This window comes from Thauera linaloolentis 47Lol = DSM 12138 (assembly GCF_000310205.1).
Taxonomy (GTDB): Bacteria; Pseudomonadota; Gammaproteobacteria; order Burkholderiales; family Rhodocyclaceae; genus Thauera; species Thauera linaloolentis.
Window position 1 is genome coordinate 30,523 of record NZ_AMXE01000007.1, and the last position, 24,235, is coordinate 54,757.

Below are 24,235 nucleotides of genomic sequence, written 5' to 3' on the forward strand. Positions count from 1 at the left end.
CCCTTGGTCTAAGTGCGGGGAGTATAGCCAGCGCGGGCATGCGGACGTAAGCATTAAACGTTCTGACCAATGCCAGCGGGTGAAAATGCCATGTGTATTCATTGGGCGGCGCAGCGGGCTGTTTCCCGTGTCCGCTATGGGCGCGAACGTGCCGAGCCGCTAAAATCCATCCCCCGATCCATCATATTTCGCCCGGAATCCCGCATGGCCCAGCTCATCCTCAAGCCCGGCAAGGAACGTTCTCTGTTCCGCCGCCATCCCTGGATCTTCGCCGGTTCGGTCGAGCGGCTCGACGGCCGGGCGCGGCCGGGCGACACGGTGACGGTGCTGGCTGCCGACGGCAAGGCGCTGGCGCGGGCGGGGTGGGCGCCCGAATCCCAGATCCGCGCGCGGGTGTGGAGCTTCGATCCCGAGGCGGCGATCGACCACGCCTTCTTCAAGCGCGCGGTGGCGGCATCGGTGGCGCGGCGCGCGGCGATCCCGGCCCTGCGCGGGCAGGAGGGCGTGCGCCTGATCCACGGCGAATCGGACGGGCTGCCGGGCGTCATCGCCGACCGCTACGGCGATGTCGTCGTGCTGCAGCTCACCAGTGCCGGGGCGGACAAGTGGCGCGAGGCGATCGTCGCCGGCCTGGTGCAGGCCACCGGCTGCGCGGCGGTCTACGAACGTTCCGATTCCGAAGTGCGCCGACTGGAAGGGCTGGCGCCGCACACCGGCTGCGCGCACGGCGAACTGCCGTCCGGCGGTCTCTCCATCGTCGAGAACGGCGTGCGCATGGAGGTGGACGTGGTGGGCGGGCACAAGACCGGCTTCTACCTCGACCAGCGCGACAACCGCCTGCTCACCGGCCGGCTCGCCGCCGGGCGGGACGTGCTCAACTGCTTTTGCTACACCGGCGGCTTTTCGCTGCAGGCGCTGGCCGGGGGGGCGAAGTCGGTGCTGTCGATCGACTCGTCCGGTCCGGCGCTGGAAGGCGCGCGCCGCAACCTCGCGCTCAACCCGCAGCTCGATCCCAGCCTGGCCGACTGGCATGAGGCGGACGTGTTCAAGGCGCTGCGCAATCTCAAGGACGAAGGGCAGCGCTTCGACCTCGTCGTGCTCGATCCGCCCAAGTTCGCGCCGTCCGCGGCGCATGCCGAGCGCGCTGCGCGGGCGTACACGGACATCAACCTGTTCGGCTTCCGCCTGCTCAATCCGGGCGGCATCCTGATGACCTATTCGTGCTCGGGCGGCATCGGGCTGGAACTGTTCCAGAAGATCGTCGCCGGCGCGGCCAGGGATGCGGGCGTCGACGCGCGCGTCCTGTACCGCCTGTCCGCCGCGCCCGACCACCCGGTCGGGCTGGCCGTGCCGGAAGGCGAATACCTGAAAGGGCTGGCCTGCCAGATCGGCTGAGGCTCCCGCCGCCGTTTTCCCGTCCGCCGGCCCGGGCCGTTGCTCCGCCCGGACGCCGTCACGCAGGTCTCTTGACCCGCGTCATTTTTCCCCGCGGCCCGCTCGGCTCTAATGAGTTCCACTCAGGAGAGCCTCCATGTTCCGCATCGCCCACTTCATCCGCGAACTCGACCAGCCCACGCCTGCCGGCCCGCGCCGCAACCCGCCCGGCCCGGTCGTCATCTGGAACCTGATCCGGCGCTGCAACCTGACCTGCGAACACTGCTACTCGATCTCGGCCGACAAGGATTTCGCCGGCGAGCTGGATACCGCCGAAGTGTTCAAGGTGATGGACGACCTGAAGGCCGCGCGGGTGCCGGTGCTGATCCTGTCGGGCGGCGAGCCGCTGCTGCGCCCGGACATCTTCGACATCGCCCGCCGCGCCAAGGCGATGGGCTTCTACACCGCGCTGTCGTCCAACGGCACGCTGATCGACGCCTCGAACATCGACGCGATCGACGACATCGGCTTCGACTACGTCGGCGTCAGCCTGGACGGCATCGGTGCCACGCACGACCATTTCCGCCGCAAGCAGGGCGCGTTCGAAGCCTCGATGGACGGCATCCGCCTGTGCCTGGAGCGCGGCATCAAGGTCGGCGTGCGCTACACGATGACCGAGGGCAACGCCCACGACCTGCCCGCATTGCTGAAGCTGGTCGAGGACGAGGGCATCGACAAGTTCTACTTCTCGCATCTCAACTACGCCGGCCGCGGCAACAAGAACCGCGCCGGCGATGCCCGCCACCGCACCACGCGCGAGGCCATGGAGCTGCTGTTCGACACCTGTCTGGACCTGCACCGGCGCGGCATCGAAAAGGATTTCGTCACCGGCAACAACGATGCCGACGGGCCCTTCCTGCTGCAGTGGGTGCAGCGCCGCTTTCCCGAACGCGCGGCGCACATCGAGGCCAAGCTGCGCCAGTGGGGGGGCAACGCCAGCGGCGTCAACGTGGCCAACATCGACAACCTCGGCATCGTCCATCCGGACACGATGTGGTGGCACGTGCCGCTGGGCGACGTGCGCAAGCGCGCCTTCGGCGACATCTGGAACGATCTCTCCAACCCCCTGATGGCCGGCCTGAAGCAGCATCCGCGCACGTTGGAGGGGCGCTGCGGCGCCTGTCGCCACCTGGCCATCTGCAACGGCAGTTCGCGCGTGCGCGCAGCGCAGGTGACGAACAACCCGTGGGCGGAAGACCCCGGCTGTTATCTGGACGACGAGGAGATCGGCGTCTCCGCCGCCGACTACGACGGCCGCGCGCGCGTCGTCACCACCCCCTGGACCCGTATCGAGAAGGTGCCGGCATGAAGGCGCTGCATTCCATCTTCCTGGCCGCCGCCGCGCTGGCGGCCGCGAGCGGCAACGCGACCGATGCCGGCCGCCCCGGCGTCGCCGAACTGTACGCCCGGCACTGCGCGGTCTGCCACTCGGGCGATCGCCTCGGCGGCATGGGGCCGGCGCTGCTGCCGGACAATCTCGCCCGCCTGCGCAAGCCCGAGGCGCTGAAGATCGTCGCCGAGGGGCGTACGGCCACGCAGATGCTGGGCTTCGGAGAACAGTTGTCCAAGGACGAGATCGCCGCGCTGATCGACTGGATCTACAGCCCGGTCGATCCGCCGCCGCGCTGGACCGACGACGACATCCGCGCCTCGCGCATCCAGCACGTCGATTCGGCCACGCTGTCCGACAAGCCGGTGTTCGATGCCGATCCGCTGAACGTCTTCCTCGTCGTCGAGGGCGGCGACCACCACGTCAGCGTGCTCGACGGCGACAGGCTCGAGCCGATCCACCGCTTCCAGTCGCGCTTCGCCCTGCACGGCGGGCCCAAGTTCGCGGCGGGCGGGCGCTACGTGTTCTTCGGCTCGCGCGACGGCTGGATCACCAAGTACGACCTGTGGAACCTGACGGTGGTGGCCGAGGTGAGGGCGGGCATCAACACCCGCAACGTCGCCGCGTCGCCGGACGGCAAGCACGTGGCGGTGGCCAACTACCTGCCCAACACCCTGGTGCTGCTCGACGGCGACCTGAACCTGGTCAAGACCATCGCCGCCACCGACCGCGACGGCAAGCACAGTTCGCGCGTGTCGGCGGTGTATGACGCCACGCCGCGCCAGTCCTTCATCGCCGCGCTGAAGGACGTGCCGGAAGTGTGGGAGATCAGCTACACCAAGGCAGTGGAGGACATTCCCACCGGCTTCATCCACGACTACGCGCAGAAGGAAGGCAGCTTCATCCCCGGCTACCTGAACCCGCGCCGCACCGTTCTGGGCGAAGTGCTCGACGATTTCTTCTTCACCCAGGACTACGCCGAATTGATGGGCGCCTCGCGCGAGGGTGTGGGCCAGGTGGTCAACCTCGACATCCGGCGCAAGATCGCCGACCTGCCGCTGGACGGCATGCCGCACCTGGGCTCGGGCATCACCTGGGAGTGGATTGACGCCAGCGGCGCGGCGCGCACGGTGATGGCCAGCACCAACCTGAAGGCCGGCGAGGTCACGGTGATCGACATGAAGTCCTGGGAGGTCGTCAAGCGCATCGCCACCCGCGGTCCCGGCTTCTTCCTGCGCAGCCATGCAAACAGCCGCTACGCCTTCGTCGATTCGATGATGAGCCCGCAGGCCAAGCATATCCTGCAGGTCATCGACAAGCAGACGCTGGAGGTGGTCAAGGAGATCACCGGCGAGCCGGGCAAGACGCTGGCACACGTCGAATTCACCCGAGACGGCCGCTATGCGCTGGCCAGCTTGTGGGAGGATGAGGGCGCCGTCATCGTCTATGACGCGCAAACGCTGGAAGAAGTGAAACGCCTGCCGATGAGAAAGCCGGTAGGCAAATACAATGTGTGGAACAAGATTTCACGCGAAGAAGGCACCAGCCACTGATACCGCCCTGCCTTCGAAGCGACGACGGCGTTGCTCTGCCCGTGCCACGGCACTGCCCGCGGTTGTGCGCCTCGTTCCCGCTCCGAAGGCAAGCCGGTAGGAGTGCCTCGGCAACACCCTGACAAAGAGCGATCGACATGGCCCTGATTCCCCTCGAAGAACCGACCACCAAGCGCATACCGCCCGATACCTTCTCGCTGTGGGCACTGGCTTTCCGCCCCTTCTACCTGCTGGCCGCGGCCTTCGCCGTGTTGGCGATCCCCGTGTGGGCGGTCGTGTTCTCCGGCGGGCTGCAGACGCCGATCCCCGGCATGTGGTGGCATGCGCACGAGATGATCTTCGGTTTCGCGGTGGCGGTCATCATCGGCTTCCTGTTCACCGCGGGGCGCAACTGGACCGGCCTGGACACGCCCGCCGGCGGCCAGCTCGCCGTGCTCGCCGGGCTGTGGCTGGCCGGGCGGCTGGCGATGGCCTTCGGCAGCGGGGCCTGGGTGGCGGTGGTCGACATCGCCTTCCTGCCGGTGGCCGCGGCCTTGCTGCTGCGGGTGCTGGTCCGCGCCAAGAGCCGGCGCAACTATTTCGTCGGCGTGCTGCCGGGCCTGCTGGCACTGGCCAACCTGGTGTTCCATCTGGCGGTACTGCAGGTCATCGACGTCGATCCGCTGACCGCGATGCACCTCGCGCTGGGCCTGATCGTGGTGCTGGAGACCATCATCGGCGGCCGCGTCATCCCGATGTTCACCTTCAATTCCATCCGCGGCATCAAGCAGTGGCGCGACAAGCGCGTCGATTGGGCGGCCGCCATCGCCACCGGCATCGCGCTGCTGCTGTGGGCGACCGGGGCGGGCACCTGGGCGGCGGCCGTGTCCTTCGCCGCCGCCGTGCTGCAGGGGCTGCGCGTCGGCGGCTGGAATCCGTGGGCGACGCGCAAGGTGTCGCTGCTGTGGGTGCTGCACCTGTCCTACATGTGGATTCCGCTGGGCCTGGCGCTGATCGGCCTGGCCCAGCTCGGCCTGCTGCCGCGCACCGCCGGCATCCACGCGCTGGCGATCGGCGCCACCGGCGGGCTCATCATCGGCATGATCACCCGTACCGCGCTCGGCCATACCGGCCGCATGCTGGTGGCCGGGCCGATCGAAACCGCCGCCTATGCGCTGGTGCAGCTCGCGGCGCTGGCCCGCGTGCTGACCGTGGCCGTGATCCCCGCCGCCGCGATCGGCGGCATCCACGCCGCGGCCACGCTGTGGTCGCTCGGTTTCCTGCTCTACCTGTGGCGCTACACGCCGTTCTTGCTGAAGGCGCGGGTGGACGGCAAGGAGGGGTGACAGCGGCTCACCAGCACTCGCTGCCTGTCTGGCAACATATGGCAGTTGACTCGGACATCGATCCTGGTCTTGACCGGGATGAGCTTTATGATGACCGTCTGCGTTGACACCAACATCTAGGTCGATGCACTGAGTCGTCCGACGAGTTCTGATCCTGTTCGCCACGAACGTGCCCGGGACGCTATCCAGGCCGCCGAAGTCGTGGTGATCACGCCGCAGATAATCAATGAGCTGGGTTTCGTGCTGCGGCGAAAACGGGGGAGGCTGGTTGCGACACCCTGCTCAGTGAAGACATGCACCATGGCCATGCTCTGCCGGGTATCCGCGTCGCCAATCCTCTTGTCTGATCTTCCGCTGCCGTGCTTCAGTCCAAGCTGCTGCGCAGCTGCTCGATGTCGGGGATGTGGATGGTGCGGCCTTCGACCTCGATCAGGCCGGCGCTGGTGAGTTCGTGCAGGATGCGCGAGAAGTGTTCCTGCGTCAGGTTCAGGCGCGAGGCGATGGTGCCCTTGCTGGTGGGCAGGCGGATCGAGACGCGGCCGGTGCCGACGCTTTCCCCGCTCATCTCCTCTTCGCGCAGCAGGTAGCCGATGATGCGCTCGCGCCCGGAGCGCAGCGAGTAGCTTTCGACATCGCCCATCAGCCGGTGCAGGCGCTGGGCGAGGCCGGCGATGATCTTGTGGCAGAAGCGCGGGTCGCCGTTCATTTCCTCGAAGAAGACCTGCTTGCCGATGTGCAGCAGCGTGCTGTCGGTCAGCGCCTGCGCCATCACCACGTAGGGCTTGTCCATGAACATCACCGCCTCGCCGAAGCTCTGGCCGGGGCGCAGGATGTCGACCACCTTTTCGTTGCCTTCGGACGAGGTGAAGGCGAGCTTGATCTGGCCGGACAGGATCAGGTGGAAGCCGCTGCAGGCGTCGCCGCGGTGGAACAGGATCTCGCCCTTGGGTGCCTTGATCTCGCGCACGCCGCGCGCAAAGCGTGCGATATCGCCCAGCCCCAGGCCCTGGAACAGCGAGGCGTGGCGCAGCAGGCGGCACAGGCGTTCGACTTCGGGTGTCAGGGAGAGGGCGTCGGCGGGCGGGCTTGCGTCGCGCAGTGCCTCCTGGCACGGGATGTCGCAATGATTCATGGCGTGGTTCTCATGCGTCAGCGGGTCAGTTGGGCGTAGAACATCGGCAGACGGGCGGGAAGCTCGTCGGGCTCGCGGATCACCGCGTAGCCGCCGGGGCCGAACAGATGGGGCAGGTAGCTGGCGCCCTCGCGGTCGATGGTGACGCAGAAGGGCACGATGCCGCGGCCGCGCGCTTCGATGACGGCGACGCGGGTGTCCTCGATGCCGTAGCGGCCGTCGTACAGGTCGAGGTCGTTGGGTTTGCCGTCGGACAGGATCAGCAGCACGCGGCGGGCCGCGGCCTGTTTTTCGAGCACGCTGGTGGCATGGCGGATCGCGGCGCCCAGCCGGGTGTAGTAGCCCGGCTTGATCGCCATGATGCGGCCGCGCGCGGCGTCGTCGAAGCGCTGCGAGAAATCCTTCAGGCGGTGGAAGCGCACGTTGCTGCGCTTGACCGACGAGAAGCCGCACAGCGCGAAGCCGTCGCCGGTGGCGGACAAGGCCTCGCCGAACAGCAGCAGCGAATCGCGGATGACGTCGATGACGCGGGCCTCGGACGAGATCCAGGCATCGGTGGACAGCGACAGGTCGGCCAGTGCCAGGCAGGCGAGATCGCGCTCGCGCTTTTCCAGCGACAGGTAGAGCTGATCGGACGGGTGCTGGCCGATGGCGCGGTCGGTGGCGGCGCGCACGACGGCATCCAGGTCGAGTTCGCTGCCGTCGATGCGGCCCTTGAGCCAGCGCCGGCCGGGCTGCAGCGCGGCGAACTGGCGGTGCAGATGGCGCGCGGTGCGGCGCAGGTGGGCCGGCAGCGGCGTGGGCGCGGCGCGCGGGTCGTGCGGCGAGGCGGTGAATTCCTGCAGGCGGACGTGGTCCTCGCGCAGCAGTTGCTTGCGGTAGTCCCACTCCGGCAGCGGGATGCCGCCGCCGAGCACGACGTCGTCCTCGGCGGCGGACGGCAGGTCGAGGTCGAAGCGCACCTTGGAGGCGACGCGCTCCTCGTCGCGCGACAGCGCAAGCTGTTCGAGGTTGGCGGCAGCGTCGGCGGCGTTGTCGTCGGGGTCGTCGTCGGTGCTGCGCTTGACCTTCAGAAACTCGGCCACCGACAGCAGGCTTTCGGCGCGGAAGATCATCAACAGGCCGTGTTTTTCCTGCGGCTGGTCGACGCGTTCGACACGGTGGGCCTGGCGTTCGGTTTCGCGCTCGTCGCGCTTGTTCTGCGCGTTGGCGCTGGCTTCGGCGCCGCGCCCGCCGCGCGCGGTGGCGGCGTCGCCCGGCAGCAGGTCGCCCAGCCACAGCAGCACCGGCTGATGTGGCATGCCCTTGGGGGGCAGCGGCGGCAGCGCGGCGACGCTGCCGGGTTGCCGCAGCGCCTGGCGGACGAGATTCTCGCGCTCGGCTTCGACCGGGGGCAGGCGGGCCGGATCGGGGCGCTGCTTCAGCACCGCGGCCACGAGGCGGTCGTAGCGCGACTGCAGGCCGGGCCAGCGCAGCAGGGCGCGCAGCGTGGCGAGCTGGTTTAGGCGCAGCTCCAGCGTCGCGGCGTCGGCGCTGGCGCCTTCGGGCAGGGGGGCGAGGCGTGCCTGGGCCTGGGCCAGTGCGGTTTCATCCTCGACGCCGGCCGGCGCGCCCTGCGCCGCGGCGAGGGCGGCCAGCCACAGGTAGAGGTCGCGGTTCAGGCTGCGCTCGGGCAGTGCGTCCAGCTCCATCGGCAGGCGCAGCGTGGTGCTGTCCATGCGGGCGCGGGCGAGGCGTTCGTCGCTGCCGGCGATGCGCGACAGCAGGCTGCGGCGCGCGCCGTGCACGTCGGCGGTGGCCGCCGCCACGCGCAGGCCGGGGTCGCCGCCGAGGGCGCGGAAGAACACACCCGTCATGCGTTCGATGTCCTTCAGCCTGACCGCGGCCTGGGGAAAGTGGCCGCCCGCGGCGCGGGTGATGAAGCGATGCCAGAGTTTGCCGACGGTTTCTTCCATGATTCAGCGCTCCTTCGCGCGGGCAACGGTCGGCTCAGCCATCTTCGCGCGGTCCGAAGATCGGATAGCGCCAGGGGCGGCCATTGACCGCGCGCGACAGGCCGAGCACGCCGAGCAGGATCAGCCCGGAATGGACGAAGGTGAAGTACAGCACGCCGACCACCCACGACCACGGGTTGTCGAAGCCGCCGAGCACGAAGATGGCGGCGCTCAGGCTGACCAGCAGCGTGCCGCCCCAGATGCAGGTCCACCCGGTCTGGCGCAGGTGGTTGCGCACCAGCGGATCGGGGTGGTCGTGGTGTTTCGCCCACAGCACCATCAGCACCAGGAAGGCGAGCCCCGGCGCCAGCATCAGGTTGATCAGGAACAGGGCCTCGGCGGCGACCGCAAGACGCGGGCCGGGCATGACGTGACGCAGGGGGTCGGGGCGTTCGATCGACATGGCCGGCCGTCCCTTTCAGCGGCCGAAAGTGGCCGACACGACTTCCATCAGCGCCTCGGCGACTTCGGCGTCGTCGGTCAGGCTTTCGACGATGCCGACGCGGCAGGCCGCCACCGGGTCCATGCCGTCCTTGATCAGCAGCGCGGCATAGATCAGCAGGCGGGTGCTGGCGGCTTCTTCCAGGTCGCGGTCCTTCAGCGCGCGCAGCGCGCCGGCGATTGTCACCAGGCGGCGGGCGAGGTCGGGTGGGCAGGCGGTTTCACCGATCAGGATGGCTTCTTCCTGTTCGGCGCGCGGGAAATCGAAGCGCACGCTGACGAAGCGCTGGCGGGTCGAGGGCTTCATGCCCTTCAGCAGGTTCTGGTAGCCGGGGTTGTAGGACACCACCAGCATGAAGCTGGGTGGCGCTTCCAGCAGTTCGCCGGTGCGGTCGATGGGCAGGATGCGGCGGTCGTCGGCCAGCGGGTGAAGCACCACCGTGGTGTCCTTGCGCGCCTCGACCACTTCGTCCAGGTAGCAGATGCCGCCCTCGCGCACGGCGCGGGTCAGCGGGCCGTCGCACCACACCGTCCTGCCGTCGCCGATCAGGTGGCGGCCGACGAGGTCGGCGGCGGTGAGGTCGTCGTGGCAGGCCACGGTATGCAGCGGCAGGCCCAGGCGGGCGGCCATGTGCGCGACGAAGCGCGTCTTGCCGCAGCCGGTCGGCCCCTTGATCAGCAGCGGCAGGCGGTTTTTCCAGGCGTGCTCGAACACCGCGACCTCGTCGCCCGCGGCCTGGTAGAAAGGGATGTCGAGCTTCGCTGCGCCCGTGAGGTTTTCCATTTTCATTGCGGCAGTCCTTTGATGTATGCGATGGCGATGACCGCCCACACGAGGATCATCCAGCCCAGCGTCAGCGCGCGCCACAGCAGCGGTGCGTGGCGCAGGGCCATGAAGTCGAGGATGATGACCGCGCCCTTCCAGAACGATATCGCGGCCAGGATGGCGATCGCGCCCTTGCCGGTGGCGCCCGTCGCGCCCATGCCCCAGGTCAGCAGCGTGGCGACGATCAGCGTCGCCCACAACAGGGTGGCACGGCGCGGTGTGCCATGTACGTCGGAACTCATCTTCGCCCCCTCAGTGGATGACATAGACCAGCGGGAACAGGATCAGCCACACCAGATCCACCATGTGCCAGTAGGCGGCGCCGGTTTCGATGCCGTTCATGTCGCCCGGCCGGTAGCGGCCCGCGCGCGCGCCGTTCCACATCGCGACCAGGATCACCATGCCGAGGATGACGTGCATGAAATGGAAGAAGGTCAGCGACAGGTAGAACATGTGGAAGGGGCTGCTCGACAGGCTGATGTTGTGCTCGAAGGCAGCCGCGTACTCGAACATCTTGACCACCAGGAAGCCCGCGCCGCAGGCGATCGCGGCCAGCAGCCAGTGCGCGCAGGCCTGCGACCGGCTGTGCTCGGCGGCCTGCACCGCGCGCACGACGAAGTAGCTGGCGGTCAGCAGCAGCACGGTGTTGAGCGCGCCCGCATTGCGGTTCAGCGCCGCCTGCTCGGCGTCGAAGAGCTCGATGTTGTTGGCGCGGGTGAAGGCGTAGGCGGCGAAGAACACGCCAAAAGCCAGCAGTTCGGCGAGGATGAAGAACCAGATCGCCAAGTCGCCCGCCAGCCGTGGGCCGGAAGCCTGTTCGAGCGGAGCCGCCGTGACGGTGGGGAGAGTGTTCTGTTCCATGCGCCGCAGTCTAGGCAGGGGCGCATGGAATTAACTTGATCGTGGTTAACTGAAAGGCGCCGCCGCGCCCTGGGGCGGAATGGATGGCGTGCGCGATGTGGCGGAACGCGCGGCGGCGCCTACGCTTCCCGTGCTTGCGCCAGGCGTTCGAGCCAGTGCCGCGTCACATCCACCATGCGGCTGGCAAACCCCCATTCATTGTCGAACCACACCACCAGGTTGGCCAGCCGCGCGCCCACCATGCGCGTCTGGCCGCCGTCGACGATCGCCGAATGCGGGTCGTGGTTGAAGTCGATCGATGCGTGGGGGTCGTCGGACCACGCCAGCAGCCCGCGCCAGGCGCCCTCGGCGGCGGAGCGCAGCAGGGCGTTGATCCGCGCCGCGTCGGCGCCGCCGGAGAACTGCAGCACCATGTCGATGGCCGACACGTTATGCGTCGGCACGCGGATGGCCTTGGCCTGCACCTTGCCGGCGAGCTCCGGCAGCAGGCGCTCGACGCCGCGCGCCAGGCCGGTCGATACCGGGATGATCGACTGCATCGCCGAGCGCGTGCGGCGCAGATCGGCGTGATGGTAGCCGTCGATCAGCGGCTGGTCGTTCATCGCCGAATGCAAGGTGGTGAGCAGCACGTTTTCCAGGCCGAGCTCGCGGTGCAGCAGGGCCAGCACCGGCACCACGGCATTGGTGGTGCAGGACGCGTTCGACACCAGCCGCGCGCCGGCCCGCAGGCTGGCGTCGTTGATGCCGTGCACGATGGTGGCGTCGACGTCCTCGGCGCTGTTGCCGGGCTGCGACAGCAGCAGGCGCGGGCAGCCTGCCCGCAGGAAACGTTCGAGTTCGGCGCGGCTGCCGTACTGGCCCGAGCATTCGACCACCAAGTCTATGCCGTGGGCGGCCCAGTCGACCGCCTCCGGCGTGCTGGCATGCGAGATCGCGATGGCCTGGCCGTCGATCAGCAGATGGCCGTCGCCAGCCTCGACCTTGCCGGGAAAGCGCCCGTGGGTGGAGTCGAAGCGCGTCAGGTAGGCGATGCTCGCCAGGTCCGCCGGCTCGTTGATCGCCGCCACCCGGAAGCGTTCCGCCAATCCCGCCTCGTGCAGGGCGCGCAGGTAACAGCGCCCGATACGGCCGTAGCCGTTGATGGCGATGCGTTGCGGGTGGGACAGGACGGGAGGCTGGGTGCGTGACACGGTGGTTTCCGGTTGGGTGGATGGAGAAGCGGGATTCTACTGGCTGATGGCCGTGTCGCCGGTATCCGTGCAGCGGAAGGCGCTGTGTGCGCATGCGATCCGGCCGACAATCCGGTCGAATAAGAAGGATTCTCGTTTCTGTCCATATAATGGACAGCTCTGTCGAAAATGACTGCTGCTCGCCTCAACGGGGAAACCATGAAGGACCGGATCGCAAGCCTGAACAACAAAACCCTGGCCGGCAGGGGCCGCATGGCGGGGCCCCGGCTGTGGGCCTGCCTGTTCGGGTGGGTGCTGATGCTCAATGTGCTGCCGGCGCTGGCGCAGCCGAATCTGGCGCAACGGACCGGCACCACCATTGCCGACACCGGCGTCGCCGGCTATCGCTTCGAAACCATCACCCTGGACCCGGCAGCCAACGGGCGGGGCTATCGCTTGCGGGTGGCGCTGCCGGACAGCCCCGCGCCGCCGGGCGGCCACCCGGCGGTCTGGCTGCTCGACGGCAACGCGGCGCTGATGGATATCGGCGAGGAGACGCTGGCGCGTCTGGCGCGGCGGACCCCGGCGCCGGTGATCGTGTTCGTCGCCCATGACAACGATCTGCGCATCGATGGCGATGCGCGCGCCCATGACTACACGCCGCGCCGCACCGGAGGCGAAGACGCCCAGCGCGACCCGCTGGCGGCGCATCGCCGCAACGGCGGCGCCGATGCCTTTCTCGGCCTGCTGACCGGGCAGGCGAGATCGGCCGTCGCGGAGCGGGCCGCGCTGGACCCGGCGCGGCAGGCCCTGTGGGGGCATTCGTATGGCGGCGTATTCGTTTTGCACGTGTTGTTCACCCGGCCCGCCGCGTTCTCCGATTACGCGGCGATTGACCCCTCGCTGTGGTGGGGCGACGGCCATGTCCTGCGCGAGGAGGCGGCCGCGGCCGCCGCCCCCGGTCCGCCGCCGCGATTGTGGTTGTGGCTCGGCGACTCTGACGCCGGGCGTGCTGGTCCGGGCGGGCCGTCCGTGCAGCCAGCCGGCGCCGCCCGCGAGGCGATGCAGCAGGCGCGCCGCAGCGTGCCGCCCGATGCCGCGGAAAGAATGGCCGAGCGCCTGCGCGCGCGCGGCATGGAGGTGGCGCTGGCGGAGCTGCCCGGGGTGTCCCACGGGCAGACCCTGGGCGCATCGCTGCCGCTGTTTCTCGACGCGCTCTTTCCCGAGGGGCGCTGAGGCGCGTTGCTGGACGAGGACGATACGATGAACGAATGGATGGTCTTTTTTTCGGCGCTGTCCGGCGTGGCCGGCGCGTGGCTGCTCTACCTCGCGTCGCCACGGCAGCAGTGGCTGGCCCATCGCTCTTCGCCGCGCGTATCTGCCGGGGTCGGAACGGCCTTGCTGCTGCTGTCCCTGGCGCTGCTGCTGTCGATGATGGGCGCGACCGAGGCGGTGGCGAGCTGGATGGTGCTGGTGATGCTGGTCTGGACGCTGGCCCCGTTCCTCGGCGCGTGGCGGGCAGGACGGAGGACGCTCTCATGAGCGGGAAGGGGGCCATGCCGGCTGCGCGGCGCCTCGAGAGCCGCCATTGGTTCGGCAAGAGCTGTGCCGGCGCGCTGCTGGGCTTCGGCTTGGCCGTCGCCCTGTCCGGCCTGTTCGCCTGGCTCAGCCCGGGCGGCGTCGAAGGCAATGGCGGCAAGACGCAGTTCAACATGTGGCTGATCTCGCCGATCTGGGCGGGCGTGCTGTGTTTCGTGTTTCTGTTCCGCGACAGCCTGCGCGCGTGGCTGTGGCTGGGGGCGGCGAACCTGGCCGCTTTCGGCCTGTTGGGCGCGATCCGCCTGGTCATGGGTTAGGCAATGAAGATCCGTAACGACATCATCAAGGTGTACAAGGATGTACACATCTGGGTCGGCATCATCAGCGGGCTGATGCTCTTCATCGCCTTCTACGCGGGCGCCATCACCATGTTCGAGAAGCCGCTCGAACGCTGGGCCACGCCGCCGTCGGCGCTGGCTCCGCCGCCGCCGATCGAGCGCACGGAAGCGCTGCTGCAGGCCGTTTTCGCCAGCCATCCGCAAGCCGCGAAGCACTACCTCGTCGTCGTTCGGCCGAGCGCCGAAGCGCCTGCGCGGGTGATCTGGCGCGAACCCGGAAAGACGCGGCGCGAATTCACCGAATACGGCGCGAGCTTCGCCGCCGATGGCAGCCTGCAGGTCGAAAAGCTGGCCAAGGCGCCGGTTGCGCAACTGGTGGACACGCTCCACCAGCTGGTCGGCCTGCCTTTCCCCGACGCCGTGGCGCGCCAGATCATGGGCGCGGTGGCGCTGATGTACGCCGTGGCGCTGGTTTCCGGGCTCATCATCGTGCTGCCGACGCTGGTCAAGGATTTCCTCGCCCTGCGCATCGGCAAGAACATCAAGCGCATGTGGATGGATGTGCACAATGCGCTGGGCATCGTGAGCCTGCCCTTTCACCTCGTCATGGCCCTGACCAGCGTGGTGTTCGCCTTCCATACGCCTTTCTATGCGGTCCAGGAAAAAGTGGTGTATCCCCATGGCCTGCCCTGGGGGCAGCACGAGCCTGCGCCATTGCCCGGTCCCGACGAATACCCGCTGCCGGCGGACGCACTGCTGCGCAGCGTCGAGGCGCAACTGCCGGGCTTCGAGGTGTACAGTTTCATTTTCCGTGAAGATCAGGGGCAACTGGAGGCGAGCGTCACCGGCCTGGACGTTCGCCACGGTACCCGTGGGCGAACCCAGGCGAGCACGCACCTGAATCCTTATACCGGCGAAGTCGACCCGCACGATCTGCCCGGGCGCATGGAATCATGGGATGCCGCCGTGAATGCCTTCTTCATGCTGCATTTCGGCAGCTACGGCGGCAACGCGATGCGCTGGCTGTATCTGGTGATGGGGCTGGCCGGCGCGCTGCTGTTCTACACCGGAAACCTGCTGTGGATCGAGTCGCGCCGCAGGAAGCAGCGCGACGGCCTCGTGCCGGCGCAAAAGCGCTCGGCCCAGGTGCTGGGCTGCCTCACGGTCGGCGTGTCCCTCGGTTGCGTGATCGGCATTTCGGCGACGCTGGCGGCGACCAAATGGCTGCCGGGGCGTGTCGACGACGTCGCCCTGTGGCATCAGGGCCTCTACTACGCGTTCTTCGCCGCGGCGGTGGCGTGGGCCTTTGCCAGGGGCGCGGCGCGCGGCGCCGACGAACTGCTGCGGCTGGCGGCGCTGGCGAGCCTGCTGGTGCCGCTTGGCAGTCTGGCGGGCGTCTGGGGCATCGGCGGCACCTGGAATCATCCCGGCGCCGGTTTTGCCGTGGATGCCGTTGCGCTGGCGGCCGTGCCCGTTTTCCTGATGCTGGCGCGCTACACGCGCAAACGGATGGCCGACGGCCATACCGACAGCGTCTGGTCCACAGCGGGCGGCTCGGCTGACCCCGCCGCCGAGGGCGCCGATGCCCGCGCGGTGACCTGAGCGCAGGCCGGGCCGGGATGCGCGGCGGGCTGGACGTGGTCCGGGTTCTGCGTTGTAATCCTCGGCTACCGGGCTCTGAAGCCGGCTTCGGGCACGGCAAGCCGATGCCGCTGCCCGTGCCCATTCGGGGCCGGGCGTGCCAGTCCCGGGAACAGCCATCTTCGTGCCATGACTTCATACATACCGCGTGGCGGCAGCGAATTGCCGCCTGCGCCAGCGGAAGGCGAAGCCTTCGCCTTGTCCGCGCTGTCGCAGAACGACATCACCATCCTGGCGGAAACTTTCCGCCTGCTGGGCGATCCGTCGCGCCTCAGAATCATGCTGTGCTGCATGGAAGGCTCCACCTCCGTGGGCGAGATCGCCGACAGCCTCGACCTTTCGCAGTCGCTGGTCAGCCACCACCTGCGGCTGCTGCGCGGCGCGCGGCTGGTCAAGGGCATTCGCCGCGCCAAGCACATCTTCTACGAAGTCGCGGACCAGCATGTCAGCCAGGTGCTGCAGGACATGGCCAGCCACATCGCCGAAGAGCATACCGACGACTGAATGCGCTCCGGCCCGGTGTGCGGTTCGGGCGCCGCGGCAGGACGGGGCTGTCTTTTTTAAATACATGAACAATTGTTCATGTGTGCTAGTATTGGTGCACATGATGCCGCGGGAAAGGGGCGCGACTCCGCGCCTCCCGCATCGGCAGGCAAGGAGATCGGCATGTCTTCGAACATCGATGGGCGGGTTGCGGCGCACGACGGTCACGCTCACCTCCAGCACGATGGGGGGCAGGAGCAGGGCGGCTGCACAGATCATTGCCATTGCACGGCCCGCCAGGGCGCGGACGATGCCGCCGTCCGGCATGGCCACGCGGCGGGCGAGGTGGCAACCGCGGCCGTCCGCGAAAGCCCGCCCAATGTCGCCATGCGGGTCGAGGGCATGGATTGCGCGAGTTGCGTGAGCAAGATCGAAACCGCGCTGGCGCGCATGCCGGGGGTTTCGTGCATCCGGCTCAACTTCGCCGCGGAAACGCTCGAACTGGCCCTGGCGCCGGATTCGGCCACCGCCGTCGGCGACATCGAGAAAGTCATCGGCGGGCTGGGTTTCGGCGTGTCCGCCCTCCAGCACCAGGCGTCCGAGGCAAGTGCGGCCCCCGCTGCCGCGGATGATCCGTCCTGGTGGCGGACGAAGAAGGGCAGGGTGGTCGTCGGCCTGGGCGTGCTGATGGGCGCGGCCTATGCGATCGCGCATTTCCTGCCTCAGTTCGGCCAATGGGTGTTCGCCGCCGCCGTGCTGCTCGGCGTCTTCCCGTTCGTGCGCAAGGCTTTCGCGCTGGCGCGGGCGGGCTCGCCGTTCTCGATCGAAACCCTGATGTCCGTCGCCGCCCTCGGCGCCCTGGCCATCGGCGAGGCCGAGGAAGCCGCTGCGGTCGTATTGCTGTTCTCGATCGGGGAACTGCTGGAGAACGTGGCTGCGGGCCGCGCGCGCGCCGGCATCAAGGCATTGGCCTCGCTGGTGCCGAAGACGGCCGTCCTGCTGGACCCGCAGGGCGGGCAGCGCGAGGTGCCCGCCGCGTCGCTGCGCGTCGGTGACCAGGTGCTGGTCCGTCCCGGCGACCGCGTGCCGGCCGACGCGGCGATCGTCGAGGGCGTCTCCAGCCTGGACGAGTCGCCGGTGACCGGAGAGTCCGTCCCCAGGCCGAAGGCCACCGGGGACAGCGTGTTTGCGGGGACGATCAATGTCGAAGGCGCGCTCCGGATCCGTGTGGAGAAAGCCGCTGCCGACAACACCCTCTCGCGCATCATCAAGCTGGTCGAGCAGGCCCAGGCGGCCAAGTCGCCCACCGCGCGCTTCATCGAGCGCTTCAGCCGCTACTACACGCCGGCGGTGATGGCGATCGCGGCCCTGGTGGTGCTCGTTCCGCCGCTGGCGCTGGGGGGCGACTGGAGCACCTGGCTCTATCGCGGCCTGGCGCTGTTGCTGATCGCCTGCCCCTGCGCGCTGGTGCTGTCGACCCCCGCCGCCATCGCCTCGGGCCTGGCCGCGGGCACGCGGCGCGGGTTGCTGGTCAAGGGCGGCCATGCCTTGGAAACCATCGGCCGCGTCGGCACGATCGCCTTCGACAAGACCGGTACGCTGACCGAGGGCAGGCTGCGCGTCACCGACGTCGCCGCTTTTGCCGGTGAAGACGGCAACGGCGTGCTCGCCCTGGCCGCGGGCGTCGAATCCGGCTCCAGCCATCCATTGGGCAAGGCCATCGTCCGCCGGGCCGAAAGCGCCGGGCTGGCCATTCCGGCGGCGGCGGAGGCCTCGGCGAGCGCGGGCAGGGCGGTGCACGCAAGCGTGGGCGGCCGCCGCCTGGCGGTGGGCTCGCCCGTGTATGCCGAGCAGGCCGCGGGGCTGGCGCCGGAGCAGCGGGCACGCATCGAGGAACTGCAGAACGAAGGCAAGACCGTGTCGGTGCTGCTCGATGAAGAAGCGCGCAGCGTGCTGGGCCTGGTCGCCCTGCGCGACGAACTGCGGCAGGATGCGCGCGAAGGCATCGCCCGCCTCAAGGCGATGGGGATTCGTCCGGTCATGCTGACCGGCGACAACCGCCGCACCGCTCAGGCCATTGCGGGCGACCTGGGCATGGCGTGGGAGGCCGAACTGCTGCCGCAGGACAAGCTGCGCCTGATCGGCGACATGAAGCGTGGGGCCAGCGTGGCAATGGTCGGCGACGGCATCAACGATGCGCCGGCGCTGGCGGTGGCGGACGTCGGCATCGCCATGGGCGGCGGCACCGACGTCGCCATCGAAACCGCCGATGCCGCGCTGCTGAAGAGCCGTGTCACCGATCTCGCCCACCTCGTCGCCCTGTCGCGCGCGACGATGGCCAACATCCACCAGAACGTCGTGTTCGCGCTCGGCCTCAAGGGCGTGTTCCTGGTGACGAGCGTGCTGGGCGTGACCGGCCTGTGGGTGGCGGTGCTGGCCGATACCGGCGCGACGGCGCTGGTCACGCTCAACGCGCTGCGCCTGCTGCGCTTCGGGCGGGGCTGAATTTCCGCCCCGTGCGCAGCGCGCGGGGCGGGCCGAGGCTTCAGGCGGCGGACAGCGTGGCCATGTCGATCACGAAGCGGTAGCGTACGTCGGCTTTCTCCATGCGCTCGAAAGCCGCGTTGATCTGGTCCATGCGGATCATCTCGCAGTCGGGCAGGATGTTCTTCTGCGCGCAGAAGTCGAGCAGTTCCTGCGTCTCGCGGATGCCGCCGATGGGCGAGCCGGCGATGCGGCGGCGGCCGAACAGCAGCGGCACCGTGCTCAGTTCGTCCAGCGGGCCGATCTGGCCCACCAGCACCAGCGTGGCATCCACGTCCAGCAGCGGCAGATAGGGCTTTAGGCTGTGCTTGACCGGCACCGTGTCGATGATCAGGTCGAAGCCGCTGGCCGCCTGGCGCATCGCCTCGGCGTCGGCGGACACCAGCAGGCGGTGCGCGCCCAGCGCCAGCGCGTCGGCTTCCTTGTCCTTGCTGCGGCTCAGCACCGTGACGTCGGCACCCAGCCCGACCGCCAGCTTGACCGCCATGTGGCCCAGCCCGCCCAGGCCGATCACCGCCACCCGGCTGCCGGGGCCGACCTTCCAGGTGCGCAGCGGCGACCAGGTGGTGATGCCCGCGCACAGCAGCGGCGCGGCCTTGGCCAGGTCCAGGCCGTCGGGCACGCGCAGGCAGAATTCCTCGCGCACCACCAGATGCTTGGAATAGCCGCCCTGGGTCGGCGCCTGGGTGATGCGGTCGCGCCCGGCATAGGTGCCGGTGCAGCCGTTGCGGCAGAGCTGTTCCTCGCCCCGTTCGCACTGGTCGCATTCCATGCAGCTATCGACGATGCAGCCGACCGCGACGTGGTCGCCGACCCTGTGCCGGGTAACACCGGCGCCGACCCCGGTCACGCGGCCGACGATCTCGTGTCCCGGCACGATCGGGTAATGGCTCCAGCCCCAGTCGTTGCGGGCGGTGTGCAGGTCCGAGTGGCACACGCCACAGTAGAGGATCTCCATCGCCACGTCGTTCGGCCGCAGCGCGCGGCGCTCGAACTTGAAGGGCGCCAGGGGCGAATCGTTGCTGTAGGCGGCATAGCCGTAAGTCTGCATGTCCGGTCTCCGGTGGAAGGGCTCGTGAGGAAGGGATCGTACAGGGAGTGGCGCCGCAGGCAAAAGCCGTGGCGCGCTTTCTCCGGCGGCGCGATCAGCGACGAGAAAAAAAAGGGGCGGCCTAAGCCGCCCCAACCCCTTCCCCTGGTCGCCCAGGAGTTACTGCGGAGAGACACCGGTTGTCGTCATGCCTTTGTCGGCTGGGTTTCACCCTTGACGAAGAAACTGACCAGATACACCAGCAGGCCGATGAAGAACATCACCCCAGCCCATTCACGCATCCAGAAGAACAGGGAGATCTGATCCTGGGTTGCCATGAAGGACATCGGCGCATCGGACACGCGCTGCAGCCACACTTGCAGGATGCCGGCGGCGGTGAGGAACAGGGTGATGAAGACCATCGCGATCGTCATCAGCCAGAAGCTCCACATCTCCAGCACTTGCGCCTTGTTCGAGTTGGCGGCGCGGCCGCGCAGGATCGGCATCGCGTAGCTGATGATCGTCAGCACCACCATCACGTAGGCACCATAGAAGGCCATGTGGCCGTGCGCGGCGGTGATCTGCGAACCGTGCGTGTAGTAATTCACCGGGGCCAGGGTGTGCAGGAAGCCCCACACGCCGGCGCCGAGGAAGGCCATCACGCCGGTGCCCAGGGCCCACAGCACGGCAGCCTTGTTCGGATGCTCGCGGCGGCGGCGGTTCACCATGTTGAAGGCGAACACGGTCATGGCGAAGAAGGGCAGCGGTTCCAGCGCGGAGAAGATCGAACCCCACCACTGCCAGTATTCCGGCGCACCGATCCAGTAGTAGTGGTGGCCGGTACCGATGATGCCGGTGACCAGGGCCAGCGTGATGATCACGTACAGCCACTTCTCGATGACTTCGCGGTCGACACCCGTCACCTTGATCAGCACGAAGGCCAGCAGCGCGCCGAGGATCAGCTCCCACACGCCTTCCACCCAGAGGTGGACCACCCACCACCAGTAGAACTTGTCGCGGACGAGGTTCACCGGATTGTAGAAGGAGAACAGGAAGAAGATCGCCAGACCCCACAGACCGAGCAGCAGCACCATGCTGATCGCGGTCTTGCGGCCCTTGAGCGAGGTCATGGTGATGTTGAACAGGAAGGCGAGTGCGACGATGACGATGCCGACCTTGGTTGGCAGCGGCTGCTCGAGGAACTCACGCCCCATGGTGGCGAGAAGGTCGTTGCCCGTCATCTCGGCCAGCGTGGCGTAGGGCACCAGCAGGTAGCCGAGAATCGTGGCGGCGCCGGCGACGAGGAAGATCCAGAACATGATCAGCGCCAGCTTCGGGCTGAACAGTTCGGTTTCCGACTCTTCCGGAATCATGTAGTACGCCGCCCCCATGAAGCCGAACAGCAGCCACACGATGAGCAGGTTGGTATGGACCATGCGGGCCACGTTGAACGGGATTTCCGGGAACAGGAAATCGCCGACGACGTACTGCATGCCCATGATCAGGCCGAAAATGATTTGCCCCACGAACAGACCGATCGCCGCGATGAAGTAGGGCATGGCGACCGCTTGTGATTTGTATTGCATGGATGATCCCCTTGTCGGTTCTCCGGGTTTGCCTCAGCGGTTGCGCTGCCTCAGCCTTCGATGTTCGGCGGCCAGTTGGCCGTGTTGATCTCGGAGGTGTACTTCAGGAAGGCGACGAGTTCGTCGAGCTCCGAATCGGTCAGATGGAAGTTCGGCATCTGGCGACGTCCGGGAGCACCCGTGGGCTGGCTCATCATCCACGCCTTGATGAAATCCGGGCCGCGGCGAACGTAGACGTTGCCGAGTTCCGGGGCGAAGTAGGCGCCCTCACCCAGAAGGGAGTGGCAGCCGATACAGTTGCGTGTTTCCCAGATGTGCTTGCCGGCGGCGACCTGGGGCGTGATGTTGGCCGAATTGTCTCGCGATGGCAGTTCGCGTTCGGTATCGAAGGTCAGCGCCAGGAACAGGAGGAAGAAGAAAACCGTTCCCCCGTAGAAAATGTTCCGCGCCATTGATTTGGTGAAAATGCCGCTCATCGCGCACTCCTCATCATTGGTCTCGTTTTCAGGATTGGTGTCTGTGGTCAGGGGTACTACATTCCACGGCAGGGCCGACGGTGAGCGAATGGTAGGGAGGTGCATGCCCCCCCTCCATGATTTGAATCAAGATTGGCAGGGCGCCGAAAGGCCCCGTAGCGGCAGGCTTGGAGAGCGGAAATGATCATGACGGCGGCAGAACCGGCCATGCACGGCGGCTGCGTGGCCGTGCTGGCGGCAGCACTAGCGGTTGTCCCGGCAATGGCGGGCGCCGCCTTGCATGGCGAGATCGCGGTGGACATCGGCCATACGCTGGCGGCGCCGGGGGCGACGAGCGCGCGCGGGCGCAGCGAATTCGAATTCAACCTCGACCTGGGGCGCGAAGTGACCGCCGCCCTGCGGGTGCGCGGCTTTTCGGCACGCCTGATCAACGAGGACGGCCTCATCCCCAGCCTGAAGGCCAGGCCGCAGGCGGCCAAAGGCGCGCGCCTGCTGCTCTCCATCCATCACGATTCGGTCAACGCCTTCGAACTGCGGCCATGGCAGTGGCAAGGGCAGGCGCTGGACTACAACGACGATTTCGCCGGGCATTCGCTGTTCGTGTCGCGCGACAACCCCGACACCGCGCGCAGCATCCTGTGCGCCAGGATCATCGGCGCGCGGCTGCAGCGCATGGGCTTCGAGCCCACGCACAAGAACGGCCGCCGCCGCGCCTACGCCGACCCTGCGCATGCGGTGCACTACTACGACGGCCTGGCCGTGCTGCGCCATGCGCACATGCCGGCGCTGCTGTTCGAGGCCGGCGTCATCAAGAACCGGGATGAGGAAGGGCTGCTGCGCGACCCCGCGCGCATCGCCCGCATGGCCGACGGCATCGCCACCGCCGTGGCCGCCTGCCTGCTCAACGGCCAGCCCGCCGACGACGAGCCCACGGCGGATGGCCCGCCGGTCCTGCCCAGCAGCGAGTGAGCCGTGCCAGCTACGGATGTGAATGCATCTCAGTAGCGTTGTCGAGTAACATTGGCGGCCGATTTTCTGCCCCGTTCGCCGCCATGGACATGCCCGCACGCCTTAGCGCCACCCCGACAGCCTTCAGCAAGGACGGGCGCGCGTCCGGCATGGCAGGCGACGACCCCCGGGGCGATCTGCTGGCGGCCTTCCAGTGCCAGTACGGCGCCTTGCTCGGCTACATGATGCGCCGCCTCGGCAACAGCGACGATGCGCGCGAACTGGTGCAGGAACTCGGCGTGCGCCTGAGCATGGCCGGCAGCGGCCAGGCGCGCCCCGCCAACCCCCGCGCCTACCTCTTCGCCATTGCCCGCAACATGATCGTCGACCACCTGCGCGAGCATCGGCAGAAGCGGCAGGTGTTCGTGGCGCAGGACGGCGACGACCTGCCCGAGCCCGAAACCCTCGCCTGCGCCGACGTCCTCGACCGGCACCTGCACCGCGAAGCCCTGCAGGAAGTCGCGCGTACGCTGCAGGCGCTGCCGCAGCGCACGCGGGAGGTATTCCTGCTGCATCGCATCGAAGGCATCGGCCACGACGAACTGGCCGCGCGCTACGGCGTCACCCGCAGCACCATCGAGCGCGAAGTCATCCGCGCAACCGACCGCATGCACCGCGCCCTCGGGCACTGGCGCGGCGATGCGCCCGGCGGCCCGGCCGAACGCGGGCGCAAGCGGCGCAGCCTGCAAGCCCTGCTTGGCATGCTGGTGCTGGGCGTCGGGGCCGGTGGCGCGGCCTGGCAGTCACAGCGCGAAAGCCGCGTGGAATGGCGGCAGGCATGGCGCAACCCGCAGCGCTGGGCGCAGCCGCATGGCCTGCCGGACGGCTCGCAGATCGTCCTCGACGCCGGCAGCGCCGCCGAAATCGTCTTCGACGCCGGCCGCCGCCATGTGCGCCTGCTGCACGGCAGCGTCTGGTTCGACGTCGCCCACGCGCCGGAGCGGCCCTTCGTGGTCGACCTGGCCGACGTGCGCGTCACCGTGCTCGGCACCCGTTTCGCCGTGGAAAGCGAGCGTACGGCGCAGGAGAACGGCTGGATCGAGGTGCACGTCGATTCCGGCCGCGTTGCCGTGGCGCCGCGCGGCTGGCGCGCCTGGCTGGGCAGCCAGCAGGAAGTGGTGCTGGGCGCGGCGCAGCGCCTGCGCATCGTCCCCGGCCAGCCCTGGCAGGCCGCCCCCGCGCAGGCCGGCGCGGCGGAACAAGTCGCCCCGTGGCGGGATGGCCGCATCGGCTTCAGCCGCGTGCCGCTGAAGGACGCCGTGCACAGGCTGGCACGCTACCACGGCCGTGCCGTGCAGGTGGATGAGGCCGTGGCCGCGCTGCCGGTCAGCGGTGACGTCCGCCTCGACCGCGTCGAGGACTGGCTGCGCGCGCTGCCCACCGCCTTGCCGGTCGAACTGCGGGAAACCGCCACCGGCTTCGCCATCGACGCCCGCACGATACCGGCGCGGCCCTTGGGGTGAGGTGCCGCCCCCGGCGGATTCCGTCTTTTGTCATCAAGGCATGCCGGCGATCCAAAAATTCG

The 24,235-nt window shown here is 68.4% G+C and carries 22 protein-coding genes; 12 read left to right on the forward strand and 10 right to left on the reverse strand.

Going from position 1 to position 24,235, the window contains the following annotated elements:
• Positions 1–204 precede the first annotated feature (204 nt).
• The 4 genes from C666_RS03710 (at position 205) to C666_RS03725 (ending at position 5,642) form a co-directional block, all read left to right on the forward strand.
• Complete coding sequence (locus C666_RS03710) at positions 205–1,395, forward strand: class I SAM-dependent rRNA methyltransferase (RefSeq protein ID WP_004333938.1); 1,191 nt, start codon at positions 205–207, stop codon at positions 1,393–1,395.
• Positions 1,396–1,531: 136 nt separating this feature from the next.
• The gene (gene nirJ / locus C666_RS03715) at positions 1,532–2,743 is read left to right on the forward strand and encodes a heme d1 biosynthesis radical SAM protein NirJ (RefSeq protein WP_004333940.1); all 1,212 of its coding nucleotides are present in this window, start codon (positions 1,532–1,534) and stop codon (positions 2,741–2,743) included.
• Positions 2,740–4,317 (forward strand): cytochrome D1 domain-containing protein, encoded by a 1,578-nt coding sequence (locus tag C666_RS03720; protein WP_004333942.1) that lies wholly within the window; start codon positions 2,740–2,742, stop codon positions 4,315–4,317. Before nirJ ends, C666_RS03720 begins: the two co-directional genes overlap by 4 nt.
• A gap of 137 nt (positions 4,318–4,454) precedes the next feature.
• A complete protein-coding gene (locus tag C666_RS03725; RefSeq protein ID WP_004333944.1) occupies positions 4,455–5,642 on the forward strand; it encodes an NnrS family protein in 1,188 nt (395 codons plus the stop codon).
• Between the two features lie 364 nt (positions 5,643–6,006).
• Here C666_RS03725 and C666_RS03730 read toward each other — a convergent pair whose 3' ends face one another.
• The 7 genes from C666_RS03730 to C666_RS03760 form a co-directional block, all read right to left on the reverse strand.
• A complete protein-coding gene (locus C666_RS03730) occupies positions 6,007–6,774 on the reverse strand; it encodes a Crp/Fnr family transcriptional regulator (protein ID WP_004333945.1) in 768 nt (255 codons plus the stop codon).
• A 17-nt stretch (positions 6,775–6,791) separates the two neighbouring features.
• Positions 6,792–8,729, reverse strand: a complete 1,938-nt coding sequence (locus tag C666_RS03735; RefSeq protein WP_004333947.1) for a nitric oxide reductase activation protein NorD — start codon at positions 8,727–8,729, stop codon at positions 6,792–6,794.
• A 34-nt stretch (positions 8,730–8,763) separates the two neighbouring features.
• The gene (locus tag C666_RS03740; RefSeq protein ID WP_004333950.1) at positions 8,764–9,171 is read right to left on the reverse strand and encodes a magnetosome magnetite crystal formation protein family; all 408 of its coding nucleotides are present in this window, start codon (positions 9,169–9,171) and stop codon (positions 8,764–8,766) included.
• A 15-nt stretch (positions 9,172–9,186) separates the two neighbouring features.
• Positions 9,187–9,999 (reverse strand): CbbQ/NirQ/NorQ/GpvN family protein, encoded by an 813-nt coding sequence (locus C666_RS03745; protein ID WP_004333953.1) that lies wholly within the window; start codon positions 9,997–9,999, stop codon positions 9,187–9,189.
• A complete protein-coding gene (locus C666_RS03750; RefSeq protein WP_004333954.1) occupies positions 9,996–10,277 on the reverse strand; it encodes a cytochrome C oxidase subunit IV family protein in 282 nt (93 codons plus the stop codon). Before C666_RS03750 ends, C666_RS03745 begins: the two co-directional genes overlap by 4 nt.
• Before the next feature lie 10 nt (positions 10,278–10,287).
• Complete coding sequence (locus tag C666_RS03755) at positions 10,288–10,896, reverse strand: cytochrome c oxidase subunit 3 family protein (protein WP_004333956.1); 609 nt, start codon at positions 10,894–10,896, stop codon at positions 10,288–10,290.
• 119 nt (positions 10,897–11,015) lie between these two features.
• Positions 11,016–12,086 carry a type I glyceraldehyde-3-phosphate dehydrogenase gene (locus C666_RS03760; RefSeq protein ID WP_004333957.1) on the reverse strand — a complete coding sequence of 357 codons (1,071 nt, stop codon included), beginning with the start codon at positions 12,084–12,086 and terminating at the stop codon, positions 11,016–11,018.
• Between the two features lie 198 nt (positions 12,087–12,284).
• Between C666_RS03760 and C666_RS03765 the strand changes: the two genes are divergently transcribed.
• The 6 genes from C666_RS03765 (at position 12,285) to C666_RS03790 (ending at position 18,571) form a co-directional block, all read left to right on the forward strand.
• Positions 12,285–13,301, forward strand: coding sequence for an alpha/beta hydrolase (locus C666_RS03765; protein ID WP_004333959.1), 1,017 nt, complete (start codon positions 12,285–12,287; stop codon positions 13,299–13,301).
• Between the two features lie 27 nt (positions 13,302–13,328).
• On the forward strand, positions 13,329–13,607 hold the full coding sequence (locus C666_RS03770) for a hypothetical protein (RefSeq protein ID WP_004333962.1): 279 nt from the start codon (positions 13,329–13,331) through the stop codon (positions 13,605–13,607).
• Positions 13,604–13,921 (forward strand): hypothetical protein, encoded by a 318-nt coding sequence (locus C666_RS03775; protein ID WP_004333964.1) that lies wholly within the window; start codon positions 13,604–13,606, stop codon positions 13,919–13,921. The genes C666_RS03770 and C666_RS03775 overlap by 4 nt, the downstream gene beginning before the upstream one ends.
• 3 nt (positions 13,922–13,924) lie before the next feature.
• On the forward strand, positions 13,925–15,544 hold the full coding sequence (locus C666_RS03780) for a PepSY-associated TM helix domain-containing protein (RefSeq protein WP_004333966.1): 1,620 nt from the start codon (positions 13,925–13,927) through the stop codon (positions 15,542–15,544).
• Between the two features lie 168 nt (positions 15,545–15,712).
• Complete coding sequence (locus C666_RS03785) at positions 15,713–16,087, forward strand: ArsR/SmtB family transcription factor (protein ID WP_004333968.1); 375 nt, start codon at positions 15,713–15,715, stop codon at positions 16,085–16,087.
• 162 nt (positions 16,088–16,249) lie between these two features.
• Positions 16,250–18,571 (forward strand): heavy metal translocating P-type ATPase, encoded by a 2,322-nt coding sequence (locus C666_RS03790; RefSeq protein WP_004333970.1) that lies wholly within the window; start codon positions 16,250–16,252, stop codon positions 18,569–18,571.
• Between the two features lie 40 nt (positions 18,572–18,611).
• Here the strand turns inward: C666_RS03790 and C666_RS03795 are convergent, their stop codons facing one another.
• The 3 genes from C666_RS03795 to C666_RS03805 form a co-directional block, all read right to left on the reverse strand.
• Positions 18,612–19,661, reverse strand: a complete 1,050-nt coding sequence (locus C666_RS03795) for an NAD(P)-dependent alcohol dehydrogenase (RefSeq protein WP_004333971.1) — start codon at positions 19,659–19,661, stop codon at positions 18,612–18,614.
• 185 nt (positions 19,662–19,846) lie between these two features.
• Positions 19,847–21,226 carry a cbb3-type cytochrome c oxidase subunit I gene (locus tag C666_RS03800; protein WP_004333973.1) on the reverse strand — a complete coding sequence of 460 codons (1,380 nt, stop codon included), beginning with the start codon at positions 21,224–21,226 and terminating at the stop codon, positions 19,847–19,849.
• 50 nt (positions 21,227–21,276) lie between these two features.
• Positions 21,277–21,702: a c-type cytochrome gene (locus C666_RS03805; protein WP_004333975.1), complete on the reverse strand. Its 426-nt coding sequence runs from the start codon at positions 21,700–21,702 to the stop codon at positions 21,277–21,279.
• A 180-nt stretch (positions 21,703–21,882) separates the two neighbouring features.
• Here C666_RS03805 and C666_RS03810 point away from each other — a divergent pair, with 180 nt between their 5' ends.
• Positions 21,883–22,671, forward strand: coding sequence for an N-acetylmuramoyl-L-alanine amidase family protein (locus C666_RS03810; RefSeq protein WP_004333977.1), 789 nt, complete (start codon positions 21,883–21,885; stop codon positions 22,669–22,671).
• 89 nt (positions 22,672–22,760) lie between these two features.
• Complete coding sequence (locus C666_RS03815; RefSeq protein WP_162173256.1) at positions 22,761–24,173, forward strand: sigma-70 family RNA polymerase sigma factor; 1,413 nt, start codon at positions 22,761–22,763, stop codon at positions 24,171–24,173.
• Positions 24,174–24,235: the final 62 nt, after the last annotated feature.